At 39.0% G+C, this 17,784-nt stretch carries 19 protein-coding genes, 1 tRNA gene and 1 other annotated feature; of the genes, 17 read left to right on the top strand and 3 right to left on the bottom strand.

All coding sequences use genetic code 11. The features are described from left to right. Positions 1–39: 39 nt before the first annotated feature. The 9 genes from FFM68_RS01525 to FFM68_RS01485 all read left to right on the top strand — a co-directional run bounded on the left by FFM68_RS01525 (position 40) and on the right by FFM68_RS01485 (position 9,185). Entirely contained in the window at positions 40–981 is a 942-nt protein-coding gene (locus tag FFM68_RS01525) for an ABC transporter ATP-binding protein (RefSeq protein ID WP_137617677.1), read from the top strand. Positions 982–989: 8 nt separating this feature from the next. Next, a complete protein-coding gene (locus FFM68_RS01520; RefSeq protein ID WP_137617676.1) occupies positions 990–2,084 on the top strand; it encodes an ABC transporter permease in 1,095 nt (364 codons plus the stop codon). Beyond that, the gene (locus FFM68_RS01515) at positions 2,085–3,227 is read left to right on the top strand and encodes an ABC transporter permease (RefSeq protein WP_137617675.1); all 1,143 of its coding nucleotides are present in this window, start codon (positions 2,085–2,087) and stop codon (positions 3,225–3,227) included. It abuts the gene before it with no gap. A gap of 229 nt (positions 3,228–3,456) precedes the next feature. Then, on the top strand, positions 3,457–4,533 hold the full coding sequence (locus FFM68_RS01510; RefSeq protein WP_137617674.1) for a M42 family metallopeptidase: 1,077 nt from the start codon (positions 3,457–3,459) through the stop codon (positions 4,531–4,533). 41 nt (positions 4,534–4,574) lie between these two features. Then, a complete protein-coding gene (locus tag FFM68_RS01505; RefSeq protein ID WP_137617673.1) occupies positions 4,575–5,348 on the top strand; it encodes a DUF975 family protein in 774 nt (257 codons plus the stop codon). Further along, positions 5,345–6,082, top strand: coding sequence for an MBL fold metallo-hydrolase (locus FFM68_RS01500; RefSeq protein WP_137617672.1), 738 nt, complete (start codon positions 5,345–5,347; stop codon positions 6,080–6,082). The genes FFM68_RS01505 and FFM68_RS01500 overlap by 4 nt, the downstream gene beginning before the upstream one ends. A gap of 62 nt (positions 6,083–6,144) precedes the next feature. Continuing rightward, positions 6,145–7,152, top strand: a complete 1,008-nt coding sequence (gene lplA, locus FFM68_RS01495) for a lipoate--protein ligase (RefSeq protein WP_137617671.1) — start codon at positions 6,145–6,147, stop codon at positions 7,150–7,152. A gap of 322 nt (positions 7,153–7,474) precedes the next feature. After that, a complete protein-coding gene (locus tag FFM68_RS01490) occupies positions 7,475–7,873 on the top strand; it encodes a S26 family signal peptidase (RefSeq protein WP_239585020.1) in 399 nt (132 codons plus the stop codon). Positions 7,874–8,201: 328 nt separating this feature from the next. Beyond that, on the top strand, positions 8,202–9,185 hold the full coding sequence (locus tag FFM68_RS01485) for an acyltransferase family protein (protein WP_137617670.1): 984 nt from the start codon (positions 8,202–8,204) through the stop codon (positions 9,183–9,185). A gap of 74 nt (positions 9,186–9,259) precedes the next feature. Here the strand turns inward: FFM68_RS01485 and FFM68_RS01480 are convergent. The 3 genes from FFM68_RS01480 to FFM68_RS01470 all read right to left on the bottom strand — a co-directional run bounded on the left by FFM68_RS01480 (position 9,260) and on the right by FFM68_RS01470 (position 10,758). Beyond that, positions 9,260–9,333, bottom strand: a tRNA-Arg gene (locus tag FFM68_RS01480). Positions 9,334–9,442: 109 nt separating this feature from the next. Continuing rightward, positions 9,443–10,111 carry an O-methyltransferase gene (locus FFM68_RS01475; RefSeq protein ID WP_137617669.1) on the bottom strand — a complete coding sequence of 223 codons (669 nt, stop codon included), beginning with the start codon at positions 10,109–10,111 and terminating at the stop codon, positions 9,443–9,445. Then, positions 10,111–10,758, bottom strand: coding sequence for a uracil-DNA glycosylase (locus tag FFM68_RS01470; protein ID WP_137617668.1), 648 nt, complete (start codon positions 10,756–10,758; stop codon positions 10,111–10,113). Before FFM68_RS01470 ends, FFM68_RS01475 begins: the two co-directional genes overlap by 1 nt. 178 nt (positions 10,759–10,936) lie before the next feature. Then, positions 10,937–11,008, top strand: a sequence feature (ribosomal protein L21 leader region). A 20-nt stretch (positions 11,009–11,028) separates the two neighbouring features. On the opposite strand from FFM68_RS01470, the gene rplU reads away from it, so the two are divergent. The 8 genes from rplU (at position 11,029) to FFM68_RS01430 (ending at position 17,495) form a co-directional block, all read left to right on the top strand. Next, on the top strand, positions 11,029–11,337 hold the full coding sequence (gene rplU, locus FFM68_RS01465) for a 50S ribosomal protein L21 (protein ID WP_137617667.1): 309 nt from the start codon (positions 11,029–11,031) through the stop codon (positions 11,335–11,337). A gap of 18 nt (positions 11,338–11,355) precedes the next feature. Then, entirely contained in the window at positions 11,356–11,706 is a 351-nt protein-coding gene (locus FFM68_RS01460) for a ribosomal-processing cysteine protease Prp (protein WP_137617784.1), read from the top strand. Between the two features lie 12 nt (positions 11,707–11,718). Continuing rightward, the gene (gene rpmA / locus FFM68_RS01455) at positions 11,719–12,012 is read left to right on the top strand and encodes a 50S ribosomal protein L27 (RefSeq protein WP_010745708.1); all 294 of its coding nucleotides are present in this window, start codon (positions 11,719–11,721) and stop codon (positions 12,010–12,012) included. 327 nt (positions 12,013–12,339) lie between these two features. Further along, positions 12,340–12,783, top strand: coding sequence for a hypothetical protein (locus FFM68_RS01450; RefSeq protein WP_239585019.1), 444 nt, complete (start codon positions 12,340–12,342; stop codon positions 12,781–12,783). Between the two features lie 2 nt (positions 12,784–12,785). Further along, positions 12,786–13,982 (top strand): tRNA epoxyqueuosine(34) reductase QueG, encoded by a 1,197-nt coding sequence (gene queG / locus FFM68_RS01445; RefSeq protein WP_137617665.1) that lies wholly within the window; start codon positions 12,786–12,788, stop codon positions 13,980–13,982. A gap of 56 nt (positions 13,983–14,038) precedes the next feature. Beyond that, positions 14,039–14,377 carry a DUF1801 domain-containing protein gene (locus FFM68_RS01440; RefSeq protein WP_204652627.1) on the top strand — a complete coding sequence of 113 codons (339 nt, stop codon included), beginning with the start codon at positions 14,039–14,041 and terminating at the stop codon, positions 14,375–14,377. A 374-nt stretch (positions 14,378–14,751) separates the two neighbouring features. Beyond that, on the top strand, positions 14,752–16,092 hold the full coding sequence (gene brnQ, locus FFM68_RS01435) for a branched-chain amino acid transport system II carrier protein (protein ID WP_137617663.1): 1,341 nt from the start codon (positions 14,752–14,754) through the stop codon (positions 16,090–16,092). Positions 16,093–16,271: 179 nt separating this feature from the next. Continuing rightward, positions 16,272–17,495 (top strand): hypothetical protein, encoded by a 1,224-nt coding sequence (locus FFM68_RS01430; protein WP_137617662.1) that lies wholly within the window; start codon positions 16,272–16,274, stop codon positions 17,493–17,495. Positions 17,496–17,784 lie beyond the last annotated feature (289 nt).

Genomic DNA, 17,784 nt, shown 5'->3' with positions numbered 1-17,784 from the left:
TGCGTATGCTTAGAGCAAGAAGAGTTGGAGGGAGCAACTATGGAACGTATCGTGGAACTTACACAGGTAACAAAAAAATTTGGCACACATGTCGCCGTTGATGATGTGAATTTTACAGTGACGAGAGGGACAATCTTGGGGCTATTAGGACCAAATGGTGCCGGCAAATCAACGACGATCAATATGATCACCGGGTTGCTGCGAAAAACCTCAGGAGAAATCAAGTTGTTTGGCAAATCTGTTTCTGAGAAAAATCGTGAATTACGCAAAAAAGTTGGGGTCGTCCCGCAAGAATTGGCACTTTATTATGATCTGAGTGCGGAAGAAAATGTTCGTTATTTCGGCGGACTTTATGGATTGCGCGGACAAGTATTAAAAGAAGCAACGGAACAAGCCTTGCGAGTTGTAGGCCTTTGGGCACATCGCAAAGCCAAACCAGCGACTTTTTCCGGTGGGATGCAGCGGCGCTTGAACATCGCGATGGCGATCGTCCATGGTCCAGAACTAGTCATCATGGATGAGCCAACAGTAGGAATTGATCCGCAATCACGGAACTATATTATGGAAACAATCGAAAAAATGCGGCAGGAAGGCAAATCGCTAATCTATACGAGCCACTACATGGAAGAAGTTGAGCGCTTAGCTGATACGGTCGTTATCATTGATCATGGCAAGGTTATCGCTGCAGGAACCGAAGCAGAACTAGTCAATCTTGTCACGGATCAAAAAAATATTTGGATCACTGTCGCAAATCCAGCAGCAGTCGTTTTATCTGAACTAGAACAGCAAGCAGGAGTAGTCCAGGCGAGTTTGCAAGACCAGCAGCTGATCGTCACTGTATCTGTTGAAAGCAATGCGTTGAATCATCTGTTGATGCAGTTGATCAAACAAGGAGTCGAAGTAGACAGTGTTGAGCAGCAGCGAATTGATTTGGAGACGGTCTTTTTGAATCTGACTGGTCGCAAATTGAGAGATAAGTAGGTGAAATGATGAATCGAACAATTATTATGCGTGCTTTTATCCAACAAGTACGCGACAAATCTACCTATATTTATTTTCTACTGTTCCCATTAGCGTTGATGTTAATTTTAGGTTCAATTTTGCAAGGCGCGTTTGGTACTTCTGAAATCGAAAACAAGATCGACCCGATTCAAATTCGATACGTTGCTACAGACAAACAAAAAGCAGCACAATTTGAAACAGTCTTAAAAGAATTTTCGGCACCGAAATTAGTTTTTAAAGCAAGTGAGGATGAGAAACAGGCGATTCAGGCTTTAAAAAAACAGCAAGCGGATGTGTATCTTTCGATTGGCAAAGACATCGATGTCCAAATGAATGAATTGACTGATATTCAATTTACCTTGTTGAAAAGCTACTTAGTCGAGCTGTTCCAAACGATCCACCGCTTAGAAGGCGCTCAGCGTTTTGATCAAGCACCGGAAGAAATTTTTGGTTCAAACAAAGAATTGGATAAAGTACTCGTTGTAGATCAAAGCAATTTGAAAAAGCCAGCGACTTCTTATCAATATTACTCAGTCGCGATGATCGCATTGTTTATTCTGTATATGGCAGAAAATGGTTTGGAGATGTTTGGGCGCAGCCGACGGCATAAAACATTGCAGCGAGAAGCAATCAGTCCGGTCAGCCGACAACAGATCATCAATTCCACATTTGTAGGTCATATGCTGCTGGGCTTTAGCGCAGTCTTTGTCTTGATGGTGATTACGCAAACGATCTTTGATGTCCCATGGCAGCAGCAATTTGGTTTTTCCTTTCTCAATTTATCTTCATTGATGATTTTGTTTTTAGCTTTAGGCGCTTTTTTAGAAACGGTCGGCAAGGAAGTCGGGACGGGTATCACTCAAATCATTATCCAAGTAGCAGCCTTTTTAGGCGGTGGTTATTTTCCTGTCAGTGAAGGAATGATGAATTTTTCTCCGATGGGTTGGGTGATGGGGCCGATCCGTGAGGCTTTGTGGACGAATAATCCACTGCAATGGCGAGGAATTATTTTGAATCTGACATTTGCAGTCGTGATGTTTCTTAGTATGTCGATAGTATTAAATCGTAGGGAGGAATTCTAAATGAAAGATATCTTATGGATCATTCGTGAGCGATTCATCATTTGGAAAAGCCATCCCTTGCAAGTTTTATTTTTGCTAGGTGTGCCTTTGTTGAGTATCGTGATGTATTTGTTTATCTATAACTCTTCAGGTACAGGTTCGGCCAACACTTTGAGCGTTGGAATCGTCGATCGTGATCAGTCGACCTACAGTCAATCTTTTATCGATGAATTTGATAAGCGAGTACAAGTAAAAGAACTTAAAAATCAGAAGCAGGCAGACAAAGCGATGGCGGATCAGCAAATCACAGCAACATTGATCTTACCGGAAAATTTCTCGGAAAAAATTCGTCATGAGGAATTAGCAAAAATTTCATTCCGCTCGTTTCAAGCGGGAGAAGCAATTGATTCACTAAAAGCAACAGCAAAAACTGTCTACAATGAAGTCCAGACGATTGCTGGGTTTGCCGCGGTCAGCAGCGAAGAGGCTGCATTTGATTTTGCGAAGGAAAACACCCCGATTCATTTTCGGTCCTTTAAAAAAGACGGCGTCAGTCAAGAGATGACCTTACAGATCTTAGGCTTTATGTTGATGATGCTGCTTTATCAATCAGGAAATTTCGGCGCAAATTCAATTCAAAATGAACGACGAAACAAAATTTATCAACGGTTGATGACGACACCTGTTTCAAAGACTGCTTATTTTGTCGGAACGGCGGTCTTCGCCTTTTTAGCGATGGTTTTTGAAGTCGTGTTTACCGTTGGATTGATGACACTAGCTTTCCGTATCGATATCGGCTTAGCAGCGATTCAGTTGATTGGTGTATTATCGGCATTCGGCTTAGTAGCAGTTGCTTGGTCAATCGCGATTGGGATCAATTCGCCAAGTCAGTCCTTTGCTTCAGGAGTGCAGAGTATTCTTTTTACGATCACCAGTTTGATTTCAGGTGCGTTGATTCCAAATGAAATCATGCCAGATTTTATGCAGCAAATTGCGCGAATCACGCCGCAATATTGGGTTTTAGACAGTATTAAACAGTTGCAGTCTCAAGGCGATGCCGATGTTTTGATTAATTTTGTTGTATTATCGGCATTCTTATTGCTGTTTTTCAGTATTTCCGCTTATGGATTTATGAAAAAGAAAAATCTGGAAGTTTTCGACTAATAGAAGAGAAGAAGTCAAATACAGTAAAAAACGCCGTGCAGTTGCAGCGGCGTTTTTTACTGTCGAAGTATTTAGTCCAGCGCAGTAACATACTACGCAGATTTTTTTGACAATGGTATACTGAGTTTATGGAAAAAAGATAGCTGTTTTTTTAGCAGCGGGGATTCTTTTTTTATGGAGAGTTAAATTAAGCAGTAAATTTAGGCAATACGAAACAGGAGGAGTAAGTGTGGAAAAAAAAGAAGAACAGTTATTGATTGACTTGACTTCAGCACGCGGAATCGCAGGCAATGAAGAGGAAGTTAGAGCCGTATTCAAAAATTATGCGAAGGAATTTGCTGACGATATTTTTTTTGATGGGTTAGGTAGTGTGATCGCAAAACAAGGTAGCGGCGGACCAAAAATTTTCATTTCGGGTCACTTAGATGAAGTCGGGTTTATGGTCACAAAAATCACTGAAAAAGGTTTTCTAGAATTTCAAACAATCGGCGGCTGGTGGAACCAAGTGATGTTGGCGCAACAAGTTGAAATCAAAACACGCAAAGGCAAGCTCATCCATGGGGTTATCGGGTCAAAACCACCTCATGTGTTAACATCAGAAGCGCGCAAGAAACCATTTGAGATCAAAGACATGTTCATTGATATCGGTGCAACGAGTGCTGAAGAAGCAAAAGATTGGGGGATTCGGCCTGGCGACATGGTGACGCCATATATCCAATATCAACGGATGAATGATTCGAAATTTTTACTGGCAAAAGCATGGGATAATCGAATCGGCACAGCGGTCGCATTGCGGGTTTTAGAGAATTTAGCAAAACGTGAACACCATAATGTATTGTTTGCAGGCAGTGATGTGCAAGAAGAAGTTGGTTTGCGGGGGGCACGGACAAGTTCGCATATCGTCAATCCAGATATCGCTTTTGCTTTAGATACTGGAACAGCTGGAGATACGCCAGGGATGACACCTAAAGAGGCAGACTCCGTTTTAGGCAAAGGTCCTCAAATATTGATCTATGATGCATCGATGGTACCTCACAAAAAATTATTAGATTTTGTTATCGACGTAGCAGAAGAATTGGAGATTCCATTCCAATATACAGTAATTGCCGGTGGTGGAACCGATGCTGGTCAAATGCATTTGACCCGTGATGGAGTGCCTTCATTAGCGATCACCGTGCCAGTCCGTTATTTGCATTCGCACACTTCAATCATCCATGAAGAAGATTATTTCAATACAGTCAAATTAGTCACCGAAGTTGTGGCACGCTTGGATTACGATGCCGTTGGAGAATTGAAAAATTATTAAAAAAAAACGCAAGAATTTTTTTCTTGCAAAGGAGTGTCTGTATGCGTCTTAGCGACTATCGTCAACTAGCTAAAGATCGTTTGAATGGTCAATGGGGAATCAATGTCGGGCTGATCGTGATCCTCGGATTATTGACTGGAGCTATCGGCAGTGTCACGGGAGTTTTCAACAGTGAAAATGCCCAACTCGGCGGTTCTTTTTTATTGAATATTTTTGTCTTATTCGCGTTTAGCTACGCCCTTTACTACATTAGTTTGTATGTAGTGCGCGGCGGCAGAGCGGAGTTGGGACAAATTTTTATCGTTTTTCAAAAAGGTTATTACGTGCCATTGATGTTGATCAACATCCTCGCACAAATCGTGCAATACGCGTTAGCAGCGCTCTTTTTCTTACCGTTGCTGTTACAAGCAGGAAGCAGTGTCTATCTATCTCTTATCGCTTCTGGCGGAGTGACGAATGTCGACAACATGAGTACGCTGCTTAGTGTGGGGTTGTTTGCCTTGTATTTTATATTATTGATTGTCTTTTTACTTGCAACGACGATCATCAGCATTATTTTCAGATTTGCCGTTTGGGTAAAATTTGACTATCCCGATTTAAGTGTTGGGCAGTCGATCAAGCATGCCTGGTCATTACTGAGTGATCGTTGGGGCAAATACATTTTGCTGCAGTTGTCATTTATCGGCTGGTATATTTTAGGATTCGTCGCATTGTTTGTAGGACTGCTGTTTGTCGCAGTCTACGTAAATACTGCGAGTGCCGCTTTTTATGATCAAGCCTTAAAAGAAAAAATCGATCAGGGGGAATCAGCATGAAATTAACAGTTCTCGGTTGTTTAGGCGCCTATCCTTATCATGGTCAAGGAACGACCAGTTATTTGCTGCAGTCGGAAGGATTTAATCTTTTATTAGATGCAGGTAGTTCAACGCTGGTAGAATTGGAAAAAGAAATTGACCCATTAGCTTTGGATGCGGTGATCTTGACACATTATCATCACGATCACATTGCCGATCTTGGAGTATTGCAATATTATTGGCAACTTTATCCAACACAAACACCTAAACCCATCTTACCAATCTATGGTCATACAGAAGATGCGTTTCACTTTAATGATTTGACGATGGAAGGTGTCACTGAAGGGCATGCGTATTTTGAAGCGGAAGAATTAAAACTTGGACCGTTTCTGGTCACTTTTATGAAGACGATCCATCCTGTACCGTGTTATGCGATGCGATTTATTGAAGAGAAAACAGGAGCAGTCTTCGTCTTTACCGGCGATTCCGGTTATTTAGAATCTTTCAATGAGTTTGCCAAAGAAGCCGATCTATTTTTAGCAGATACGTATTTATTTGATGGCAATGAACGTCATAGAGCACACTTTACCGCAGGAGAAGCGGGAACGTTTGCAAAAAACGCTGCAGTTAAAAAATTGGTGCTGACTCATTTGCCGCAACAGGGCGACTTAGCAGAATTGCGCCGGCAAGCTGTTGCTACTAGCGAGGGGATTCCCGTTGAATTGGCAGCGCCGCATAAAACTTTTGAAATTTAAGAAAAGAAGCGCTAGAATGATAAAAGAATTATTTCATTAGAGAGTAAGAAGGAGTTGGAATTATGCTATACGTACCAAACGACGAAGAACGCGATCCACGAGTAAATCTTGCTATCGAGACCTATTTATTACAAAATATGCCTTTAGATGAACCAATTTTACTTTTCTATATAAACGAACCTTCTATTATTATCGGTCGTAATCAAAATACGATTGAAGAGATCAATAAAGAATATGTAGATGAAAACGGTATCCATGTCGTTCGACGCTTGAGCGGCGGCGGTGCTGTTTACCATGATACAGGAAATTTAAACTTTAGTTTCATCATGCCAGATGACGGCAACTCGTTTAGAGACTTTAAAAAATTGACAGAGCCGATCGTTGAGGCGCTTCATAAACTAGGAATCGAAGGAGCGCAACTAAAAGGCCGTAATGACCTAGTGATCGATGATAAAAAATTCTCAGGCAATGCGATGTATTCAACAAACGGCCGGATGTTTGCTCATGGAACATTGATGTTTGACAGTGATATCGATGAAGTCGTCAATGCGTTAAAAGTGAAAAAAGATAAGATCGAATCAAAAGGAATCAAATCGATTCGTTCACGAGTAACGAATATCAAAGACTACTTACCAGCTGAAAAACAAAACATGACGACTGAAGAATTTCGGCAAGCGATTCTGTTGCAGATTTTTGGTGTCGACAGTGTAGATCAAGTCAAGACACATGAATTGAATGAAGCAGATTGGAAAGCTATCAATCAAATCTCAGATGAGTATTACAAAAATTGGGATTGGAACTATGGCCGTTCTCCAGAATTCAACTTGGAACGTCAAAAACGTTTCCCAATCGGTTCGATCGAAGTCCGTTTAGCAGTCGTCAACGGTGAGATTGAAAAAGCAAAAGTTTTTGGCGACTTTTTCGGTCTAGGTGAGATCAAAGACGTGGAAAACCAATTGATCGGCACCCGTTACGAGAAACAAGCTTTAGCAGACAGTATCGATCAAATGGATTTAACTCATTATTTTGGAAATATCACCAAAGAAGAATTTTTAGAACTGATTTATTAAAAAAAGCTGTGGCTTTAGCCGCAGCTTTTTTTATACTTTCTAAAAATCTATGGTGGCTGTTCATCTAATCAGGGGGTTAATTTTTTGTTCAAGTCTATTGCTGAAAGATTATTAAAATAACTATTTTTATAAAAAGTCTAATTGGTTTATTACGTAATTTCCTTTTTTTAATCAAGAAATATAGTATAAATTATAATATATTTAGTCTTTTTTTAAAATAAAATGCAAAATTTATTCAATAATCAATTAAAAAATAGAATTTTTTGGGTAATATGATATGATGGTTATGAAGAGATTTTCTTTTTGAAGGAGGCAAAAGAGAATGCCAAAAAACAGAAAAATAACAATGGTTGGTGTTGCCTTGCTTTTTTGTCTGTCCTTATTAGCTATACTGATGATTGGTATTCCTAAAGTGTTGGATGTGACGCCTTACGCAGTTTCAGACAATAAAATGGCGCCAGAATATCGTGAAGGCGGCTTAGTTTTTGTGAAAGATATTTCAGAACCAATCCATGTTGGTGACACGATCACTTATTATACAAATCAAAAAGAAGAAATCAAAACGCGGCGGGTATTAGCTGTCGATAATAAAATTGAAGGATACTTTGTTAAAGGCGACAATGCAGACAAAGCAGAGATGGGTTTGGTCCACAAACGCAATTTGATCGGTGCCCCGCATTTTTATTTACCGTATATAGGATTTTTAGCGAATCTGAAGTGATGACTAAAATACAGTTTATTTATTACCGAGTTTTCAAAAAGAATACGGGGGCTGAGGATCGCTATTTTTATCTGGAGGCTGTTAAGAGGTGAGACGGTTTTTTATACCTTTTATATAACTGGTGTTTTTTTAGGGGTGATATGGGAATAAAGATATATTGATGGATTTAATGCTTTCAAAGATAAGATTAAGGCTGAAGGTTGGGATACATATATATAAATACTCGATTTAATAAATATATGTTTTACTATATCTTTATTAAATACGGCATTATTCTGAATTGATTTAAATTAAGCATAATAATTTTGTTTTGAATAGGGGAGTAAAATTGAAATCTAGAGATTATCAAATTGATAACATAAAAGGTTTGTTGATTATTTTAGTGGTTTTTGGTCATATGCTTTTAGCTAGCTCAAATGAGAATAACTGGCTACTAACACTAATTTATTCATTTCATATGCCTGCCTTTATTTTTTTAAATGGAGTATTTGCAAAAAATGCAAACTTTAAGAAGGTTTTATACTATGGGATATTATATTTATTTGTGCAATTATTATACATATGTGTAGTAAATTTAACTTCTTATCCGTGGATTCCTGAAATTCATATTGTTGTAACGCCTATTTTTCATGTGTGGTACTTACTCAGTTTGACATATTGGTATCTGATTTCAGTTTTTTTAAAAAAGGTTAGACTCAATCCGCTCATTGTGCTATTGACAATAATTATTATTGCTTTATTCATCAGGTATATAAATTTCCATGTGGATGGAAATTATTTCGCATATGAGAGAACTATTGTGTTTGCCCCATTTTTTATTGCAGGTTATTTTTTTACGGTTGATAAATTGATTGAAGTAAGAGCTAAGCTAAGAAATATTAAGCCTACTTTATTGTTTGCAATGATTATATCTGTATGTATCAACTTTCTATATTTTGGAAATAATGCCAATGAATGGATGAGGGTATTTTTTGGATATATAAATTATTATCAATTTGATGATGGGAAATATATTTTCTTTTTGAAAGAATTAATCCAGTATATTATCGGGACTATTGCAATAGCTCTATTGTTAGGACTAGTTCCGAAAAGAAAAAGTTTTTTAAGCTATATAGGGCAACATACTTTGTATATTTTTATTTTTCATCCAATAATATACTTTACTGCCTACAATCTTATCGATAGAACGAATATGGATACGCTTAAATCATTTCTAGTCTCATCAGCTTTGATGATTCTAGCAATTGTTCTTTCATTAACAATTGAGCAGATATTAATTAGAATAAAGTATTTTTTTAGAAGTAATAGTTAGAAACAACTAAGCACCGATTTGGCACATAGAAAAGAAAAAACCGTTAGGAATCAACATTCCTAACGGTTTAAATATATCACAGGAGGGATTCGAACCCCCGACCGTCCGCTTAGAAGGCGGATGCTCTATCCGGCTGAGCTACTGTGACAGTAGTTTTGCAACAACTGCTATTATAGAAAAACTACTTGTGCTTGTCAATCCTAATTCGTTGTTTTACTGATTCAAAGGGATATTCTTTCAATAATTTCTAGCAGCTATTAATTGTTTTTTGAAATCAATGCGACACCATCACCTAAAGGCAACAAAGTTGAAGTTAGCTCAGGTGATTTGGTGATTTCGTCTAAAAATTCATTCAGTTTGCGATGGATCGCGCGGTTTTTTCGTGGAATTTCTTCGATGGGCTGCAAAATGGTTCCAGCTTGGAAAATATCATCCACCATCAAAATACCATCAGCCGATAATAGGCGCAAACACTCTGGTAGAAAAGTAATATATTTTGCTTTGGCACTGTCCATAAAAATAAAGTCGTAAGGTCCTTCTAATGTACTCAGTAAGTCCGCCGCGTCGCCTTCTAATAAAGTCACTTGATCCTCTAAGCCCATTTTTTTGAAAGTAGCTTTTGCTTTTTCGATCATGACAGGAAAGCGATCAATCGTAGTGATCTTGGCCTCTTTCGCAAGTGAATTTGCCATTAAGCTAGCAGAAAAACCGATTGCTGTACCAATCTCTAAAATAGTTTTAGGACGTTTTTGTTTCAATAAAAATTGTAAAAAGACAACTGTTTCATGGGGAATCACTGGGACGCCGTTTTCATGAGCAAGTTCTTCCAGTTCACCTAAAGCTCCAGTTAACGGTTTTTGCTCTGTTCGTAAATAATGTAAAATATCTTCATTGATTATTGGTCGATGCATCATTTCATTGCGCATTATTTTTCCTCTTTTTCTAGTAATTTTCCTAAAGTTACCCAGTCATTTTTTATTTTTTCGCTCAAGGAACGATTATAAAAAATCGCTGCCGGATGAAATAGTGGAACGACGGTGTATTTTTTTTCTGACAGTTGATAAGTGTCTTGTTCTGCAGTCAGTTCTAAGATCGGGCCGTGATAAATCTCGCCGTGGCGTTCACTGATCTGCCATTTTGGACCAAGTAGACGTTGCAGGCCGATATTCCCTAAAGTCGCGATGAGTTTTGGCTGGACTGTGGCTAGTTCATAATCTAAGATTGGTGCGTGCGCCAGCACTTCTTTTTTATTGGGTGTCCGATTCGGATAGACAAGCTCATTTTCTTGTGTGCGTTTGTTAATACGTTCAACGATTTTATACGGCCGACTTCTGACAGCACTGGTGATATAGGTGTTTTCTCGAGTAAGACCGATCGATTCCATCGCTTGGATCAATTCTTTTCCGGCTGCACCAGAAAAGGGGATATGATTGACAACTTCATTGCGTCCTGGTGCTTCGCCGACTAACATCAGTTTTGGCTGAAGCGGTCCTTGACCTGCGATAAATCCCTCAAGCTGAAAATTTTTTGAACGTTCGGAGACTAAGTCGACTAATTTTTTCGGATAATCCATCCATGTCACCTCGTTTTATAAACTAATTTTTTCGGAAAGAGTCGCGTATCCGTTTATTAAATCAAAGCGACCAATCCATCATCTCACTAATAGTAGAAAAAAGCCGGCCGTACGTCAATAATAATCATTGACTTCACCCTTTTTTTTTAGTAGACTATGAATGTTGTAATTGTGGAACTCACAGCTACAACCGCACAGAACAAGTTATTAAGAACTTCGGTCACTTGGGATGGCGAGTCTAAGTATCTATTATAAGGAGGTGCCACAAGCATGTACGCAATCATCAAAACTGGCGGTAAACAATTCAAAGTTGAAGAAGGTCAAGCAGTCTACATTGAAAAATTAGACGTTGAAGCTGGCGAAAAAGTTGTCTTCGACCAAGTTGTTTTAGTAGGCGGCGAAACTACAAAAGTAGGAGCTCCTATCGTTGAAGGTGCAACTGTTGAAGGAACTGTTGAAAAACACGGCAAACAAAAGAAAGTCGTTACTTTCAAATACAAACCTAAAAAACATTCACACCGCAAACAAGGTCATCGTCAACCTTACACTAAAGTTGTCATTGACTCAATCAAAGCATAAAAAAAGAAGGTGCCTAAGTTGATCAAAGGTACATTCGCTCGAAATCAAGCAGGTCAAATCAGTGAATTTATACTGACAGGTCATGCTGAAGCTGGTCCTTACGGTAGCGATATCGTTTGTTCCGCAGTTTCTGCACTAGCCATCAGTACAGTAAATAGCTTAGATGCTTTAGCTGGTGTCATTCCGAACATCGAAACCAATGATGATGAAGGTGGTTATCTTCATGTTTCAATGGAAATAAATGATTCGATGACCCAAGAGCAGATGAATATCTCGCAAATTTTACTAGAGCATTTATTATTAGGCTTGCAATCAATCGAAACTGAATATTTGGATTTCATTGAGATCCAAACAAAATCTAAATCATAGGAGGTGCAGCTCATGTTATTGAATATGAACTTACAATTATTCGCCCATAAAAAAGGTGGCGGTTCAACTTCTAACGGACGTGACTCAGAATCAAAACGTTTAGGTGCTAAACGTGCTGACGGTCAAACTGTTACTGGTGGATCAATTCTTTATCGCCAACGTGGTACTAAAATTTTCCCTGGTGTAAACGTAGGTATCGGTGGCGATGACACATTGTTTGCTAAAGTTGACGGCGTAGTACGTTTCGAACGTAAAGGTCGCGACAAAAAACAAGTGTCTGTATATCCAGTCGCTCAAGAAGCTTAAAACTAATCGGCTCTATCTCTTGCATTAGCAAGAGGTAGAGCTTTTTTTTATTTGGATCGTTGGCTGGTCAGAATTCTAAAGGTCTGCCCCTTTCTTCTCAATGGTATTAAGATAAAAGAGAGTTGTTTATCGATGATGAAAATGGGCCCCTTAAATTGAGAAAAATCACCTGTTAAAATCTAATATGAATCAGCTGTTGTTTTTTGTTTTATGCTAAAATAACCTTAAAGTTAATGGGAGGAATGAGCGATCAAAAAACAATTTTTTTCTACTTATAATTTAGCGCTCCTTGCGTTGTTGACAGCGGTTTGTGTGGTTGGTCGGTTGATGACTTCGGTAATTCCTAATGTTCAGCCGATCACGGCCATTTTGCTGATTGTTACGCTGAATATCGGGGTCGCACCGGCAATGATCATTGGTTCTCTATCGATCATGATCACAAATTTTTATTTGGGAATGGGGATTTGGACGATCGCCCAGATTTTGGCTTTTGCTATTATTATTTTATTGACGGGACTGTTGAGTAAATTGCTGAGGAAATTTCTGTTAGTGGAAGTTGTGCTAGGTTTTGTAATGAGTTTGTTGTATGGTTTGCTTGTTTCTGCTATGTTGGCACCGTTTTTTGGAATCAAGCAGTTCTGGCCTTATTATTTAGCAGGGCTCTCATTTGATGTGATGCATGGTATCGGAACGGCTGTCTTTTATGTGTTATTGAAAAAACCGCTGGTAAAAATGTTTCAGCGTTATCAAAGAATAGAAAAGAGTGAATGAGCATGTTGTCTTTAAAGGAAAAGATCATCGCCGAAAGTAAACGGATCGGGATTGATAAAATTGGATTTGCTTCGGCTGAGCCTTTCTATGAATTGGAAGCTTCCTTACATGAACAACGAGAAAGAGGCTATAATTCTGGATTTGAACACAAAATCGTGGAAGAGCGGATTTATCCTGAAAAAACATTTGAAAATCCGCAAACGATCATCGCCATCGCGTTAGCCTACCCAACAAAGATCCGTGAAGAGGTCCCAAATGATGAGAAGCGCGGAATGTTTGCGCGGGCTTCATGGGGAATCGATTATCATGATATCTTGCGTGATCGCTTAGAAAAGTTGATTGCCTTTATTAAAGAGCAGGCATCCGACTTGCAAGAGCAAGAGGATTGGCGTTTTGCCCCACAAGTAGATACAGGAGAATTAGTCGATGTAGCAGTTGCGCAACGGGCAGGACTAGGTTTCATTGGCAGAAATGGTCTATTGATTACAGAAGAGTACGGCTCGTTTGTCTACTTAGGAGAAATCGTTACGAATATTCAATTTGCGGTAGATGAACCGGTACCTTTTGGCTGCGGTGATTGTACGAGATGTGTGACGGCTTGTCCGACAAATGCTTTGCTCGGCGATGGTCGAATGAATGCTAAGCGGTGTCTTTCTTATCAGACTCAAACAAAGGGAATGATGCCGGAAGAATATCGCAAAAAAATTCGGAATGTCATCTATGGTTGCGATATTTGCCAGTTGGTCTGTCCGTACAATCAAGGAAAAGACTTCCATTTTCATGAAGAAATGGAACCGAAAGTCGATGAAGTGTATCCTAAATTAAAACCGATGTTAGATCTTTCCAATAAAGAATTCAAAACACAGTTTGGTCATTTGGCGGGCTCGTGGCGCGGAAAAAAACCGTTGCAGCGAAATGCCTTGATCGCATTGGCGAATGTTGGTGAGCGCGGTGCGTTGCCGGAGATCTTAACTTGTGCACAAGAAGATGTGCGACCAGTGATTCGCGGAACTGCTGCTTGGGCGATCGGTCGCTTAGGCAATCGTGAGCCGGAAAAATGGCTCGTGCATTTGGAAGAATTAAAAAATAAAGAAGTTGATCCAGAAGCATTGGCAGAAATTGAACAGGCTATTTTACAATTGCAGCAAAAAGCGTTAAAAAAAGAAAGAAGAGCAAAGCGTTCTACGGAAGAGCAATAATTTTTTGTTGGATGTTTAAAAAGGGGGAGTGTGTCACGGAAAATGAACGTAAGATTTTGAAAGTCGATCAATTTATAACAGAACTGTCAGAACCAAATAAAACGATCGCAAAAGCATTGCGAGAATTGATTTTTGAAGCATCACCGGATTTGGTTGAGGAATTTAAGTGGTCAATGCCTAATTATTCGTATCAAGGGCTGGTCTGCTTTATCCAAGTGGCAAAGCAACATACTAGTCTCGGTTTTCATCGCGGGAATGAATTAGCCGCCTTTGATTCTGAACATTTATTGCAAGGCGAAGCAAAAACGATGCGACACATCCGTATCAAAAATGTGGAAGAGATTCAACCTGAAGCGATAAAAGTGTTGATCCAACAAGCCGTGGCATTGAATTAGAGGTATCGAGTGTTTTTTAATGAGAAGAGGGGGCAAAAGTTTTGTCGCTTCTTTTTTTATGCCTTTAGTGCGTTTTGCTTTCAAAGCGGGGATGAAAATTGAATAGACGTTATTCCAATCACTTTTTCAGAAATAAGACTAAGTTTCTCAAAGTCGCCCATTTTCGATATGTTTTTGTTTACAGATAAGCTGAAAAAAAGAATAGTATCCTGACGGTGTTGGGATAAGTATGTCGATCCTTTGCTCAAAAGATTGATTATTCTGAAAATTTGAGGAGATTTGTTCTTTTTTGATCGAAATATTTTGTCAGAGTTGCAACATTTGTGTACAATTAACTAATGTAAATTTAATCAAATATTTAGTCTGGAGGTATTATGGAAAGAAAACTCTCATTAAAACAATACATATATATCGGTTCGATGCTTTTTGGTCTTTTTTTTGGTGCAGGAAATTTGATCTTTCCGGTAAATATGGGACAACTTGCCGGAAGCAATGTATTTTTAGCGAATCTTGGATTTTTAGCTACTGGAATCGGCTTGCCGTTTTTGGGTGTAATCGCGATTGGAATCTCTCAAAGTGAAGGGGTGCTTGATTTAGCTTCTAAGGTAGGTCGAAAATATGCCTTTGTGTTTACGTTTTTGATTTACATGGTGATTGGCCCTTTCTTTGCCTTGCCGCGGCTTGCGACTACCTCGTTTGAGATCGGAGTCGCACCCTTTGTGTCTAGTGGACAGCAAAAAATCATGTTGACTGTTTTTAGTATCATTTTCTTTGTGTTAACTTGGTTCTTCTCCCGTAAACCTACGAAAATCTTAGATTATGTGGGGAAATTTTTGAATCCAATCTTTTTGATCTTGCTCGGTGTATTGCTTATTTTTGGTTTTTCACGGCCATTAGGTTCGATATCGGATGCTGCAGTGCAGCCGACTTATCAAACGACGGCTTTTTTTACAGGTTTTACTGAGGGCTATAATACGTTGGATGCACTTGCTTCATTGGCCTTTGGGATCATTATCGTAACGACGATTCGATCAATGGGAGTAAAAGATCCCAATCAAATCGCTAGAGATACGATCAAATCAGGAGCAATCAGTATCGTCTTGATGGGGGTCATCTATACTTCATTGGCTTACTTAGGCGCGATGAGTTTAGGAAAGTTCTCTATTAGTGAAAATGGCGGGGTCGCGTTGGCACAAATCGCCAATTATTATCTTGGTACCGCCGGCAGTATTTTACTGGCATTGATCGTGATCTCTGCTTGTTTGAAAACATCCATCGGACTGGTTACGGCATTTTCGGAAACATTTGTTGAATTGTTCCCACGTCGCAGCTACCAATTCTTTATAATTGTAGCAAGTGCCTTGCCGTGTCTTTTTGCAAATATTGGATTGACAAAAATAATTGAACTATCATTGCCAGTCTTGATGTTTATCTATCCCTTGGCGATGACCTTGATTTTATTATCTATTATTAGTCCGTTATTCAAGCACCGCAAAATCGTCTATCAAACAACGACAGCTTTTACGATGTTTTCCGCTATTTTTGATGCACTCGCAGCGAGTCCCGCAGGAATTGCTGAACTTCCATTTGTTGAGTCATTATTAAGTTTTGCTGGAAGATATTTGCCATTCTTCAATATCGGTATGGGCTGGATCGTGCCAGCGGTAGTCGGCTTTTTGATTGGCTTGCTCTATGCGCGTACAGAGAAAAAATGATTGAGTTTTAACGTATTTTTAGGTGTGACAACCGGCTTGTCACACCTTTTTAGGTTGAATAATTCGTTTGAATTAGCGGAAGTATGGGGTGGTTTTTGAAACATTTGTGATTGCATTTTGTTGGATTTGAAGGATAATAGCGATAAATGATTCAAACTAATTAAAGGGAAGTATGAATTATGGGGCAAAGACATCGACCGAGTAAAATCGGACTAGCTGTACTCATGGGGATTTTTATTTTGCTAATCGGTTTTTTCATGATAGAAAAACATACGGCTGACTTAACGACACGACAAAAACTGGATCTAATGAAATTAAAAAAAGAACTGGAATTACCGGAATTTAATGATTCTTTTGAGGAAGAGTCGATTAATTTTGCTGGAGAGATCGTTGTGCCTGAAAGTGTGACTGCAACTGATTATCCGATATCATTGGTCGCTTGGTACGATTATGATAAACAAAATCAAAAACTCACACTTCAAAGTAACGATAGCGATGATTTACTTATCTACGATTTTATTTTGGACTTTAAAAGACAGCGAGTGGAATTTGTTTATGACTACCAGTTTGACAGTGATGATGACCGCGGATTTGACTACACCAAAACATATACAATCCGAAAAGGGGAGGGTGCTAAGTCTAGTTTAAAAGCAGTATCTGAGTCGCAACACCTGAACTATGATAAAAAAGCTGAAGAAAAAGCAGCAACGGCTGATATCAAAGAGACTACGAAAGAATACGAAAAAATCTTCAATTGGCTGTTAAATAACGGGTATTCGTATCCTGTCTTAGAACAATTTGCAGCTGATGCACAGAAGATGCGAATCAAGAGTTATCAAAAGTCTCAGCAAGCAAGTGAAAGCAGCAGTGAAGAGGCTAAAGAAAGTCGTGCTGCGGCAGAAAATAATTTAGAAAAACAGCAGTCGTTGAGTGACAAAAAGTCATATCACGCTGATTTTTCGGATGAAACTTGGCGCAAGTACATCCTTTTACGAGCTCAATCATTAGGATTGAAAAATCCCGTGATCACAACGAAAAAATTGACTGCTAGCGACGAGTATGCCTATTTTTCCGGTGATTTCAATGGGACTGGCGGAATCAAAGACTCAACAGATCTTTATTATTGGGTCCGTTCAGAAGGTGAAGATTATGTCGTAGCCTTGCCGACGATTTTTTATAACGAGAAAACATTAAAAAACGCAGAATATTCCGATTTATATGGTGGCGAAAACAACGATTGGTACCATCAAAAAATTGAAGAAGCTGATTTTTCAGATTATTTTTTTAATGCCGCTTATCCATCCGTTGAGTTGGAGCCAAAACCAAGTCAATTTGTTAAAAAAGGTGACACGCCAACGACCGATGAGATCGTACTCAATATTATGATCGTCAAAAAACAATAGAGAATTTTTATGAGCTCAACTGCTTTTCCGGCAAGTTGAGCTTTTTTAATGGCATAATAACATCCATTGTTTCAAAAAGTTCTGTGGTATTTTATGTGAGAAAGGATAATCCTCCAACGATTTTTGAGACACTTATAGAACTTGCGATTCAAACAGATTCTACTTTGTCCATTCTTCGCTAGGCTGGCTCAAAATATCCGTTTATTTTGAATGAACATGGAAAAAGACTTTCCTGAAAGCGCGTTGTCTTTTCGGTTGGAACAGGCTAGAATGAGGAAATAAGAATGTC

This window comes from Enterococcus xiangfangensis (assembly GCF_005405365.1).
Classification (GTDB): domain Bacteria; phylum Bacillota; class Bacilli; order Lactobacillales; family Enterococcaceae; genus Enterococcus_A; species Enterococcus_A xiangfangensis.
This window is presented reverse-complemented; position numbering and strand designations above follow the sequence as displayed.

Coding starts and splice junctions, on each gene's coding strand:
- FFM68_RS01525 (WP_137617677.1), top strand. CDS start 40: ATGGAACGTATCGTGGAACTTACACAGGTAACAAAAAAATTTGGCACA.
- FFM68_RS01520 (WP_137617676.1), top strand. CDS start 990: ATGAATCGAACAATTATTATGCGTGCTTTTATCCAACAAGTACGCGAC.
- FFM68_RS01515 (WP_137617675.1), top strand. CDS start 2,085: ATGAAAGATATCTTATGGATCATTCGTGAGCGATTCATCATTTGGAAA.
- FFM68_RS01505 (WP_137617673.1), top strand. CDS start 4,575: ATGCGTCTTAGCGACTATCGTCAACTAGCTAAAGATCGTTTGAATGGT.
- FFM68_RS01500 (WP_137617672.1), top strand. CDS start 5,345: ATGAAATTAACAGTTCTCGGTTGTTTAGGCGCCTATCCTTATCATGGT.
- lplA (WP_137617671.1), top strand. CDS start 6,145: ATGCTATACGTACCAAACGACGAAGAACGCGATCCACGAGTAAATCTT.
- FFM68_RS01490 (WP_239585020.1), top strand. CDS start 7,475: ATGCCAAAAAACAGAAAAATAACAATGGTTGGTGTTGCCTTGCTTTTT.
- FFM68_RS01475 (WP_137617669.1), bottom strand. CDS start 10,111: ATGCGCAATGAAATGATGCATCGACCAATAATCAATGAAGATATTTTA.
- FFM68_RS01470 (WP_137617668.1), bottom strand. CDS start 10,758: ATGGATTATCCGAAAAAATTAGTCGACTTAGTCTCCGAACGTTCAAAA.
- rplU (WP_137617667.1), top strand. CDS start 11,029: ATGTACGCAATCATCAAAACTGGCGGTAAACAATTCAAAGTTGAAGAA.
- rpmA (WP_010745708.1), top strand. CDS start 11,719: ATGTTATTGAATATGAACTTACAATTATTCGCCCATAAAAAAGGTGGC.
- FFM68_RS01450 (WP_239585019.1), top strand. CDS start 12,340: ATGACTTCGGTAATTCCTAATGTTCAGCCGATCACGGCCATTTTGCTG.
- queG (WP_137617665.1), top strand. CDS start 12,786: ATGTTGTCTTTAAAGGAAAAGATCATCGCCGAAAGTAAACGGATCGGG.
- brnQ (WP_137617663.1), top strand. CDS start 14,752: ATGGAAAGAAAACTCTCATTAAAACAATACATATATATCGGTTCGATG.
- FFM68_RS01430 (WP_137617662.1), top strand. CDS start 16,272: ATGGGGCAAAGACATCGACCGAGTAAAATCGGACTAGCTGTACTCATG.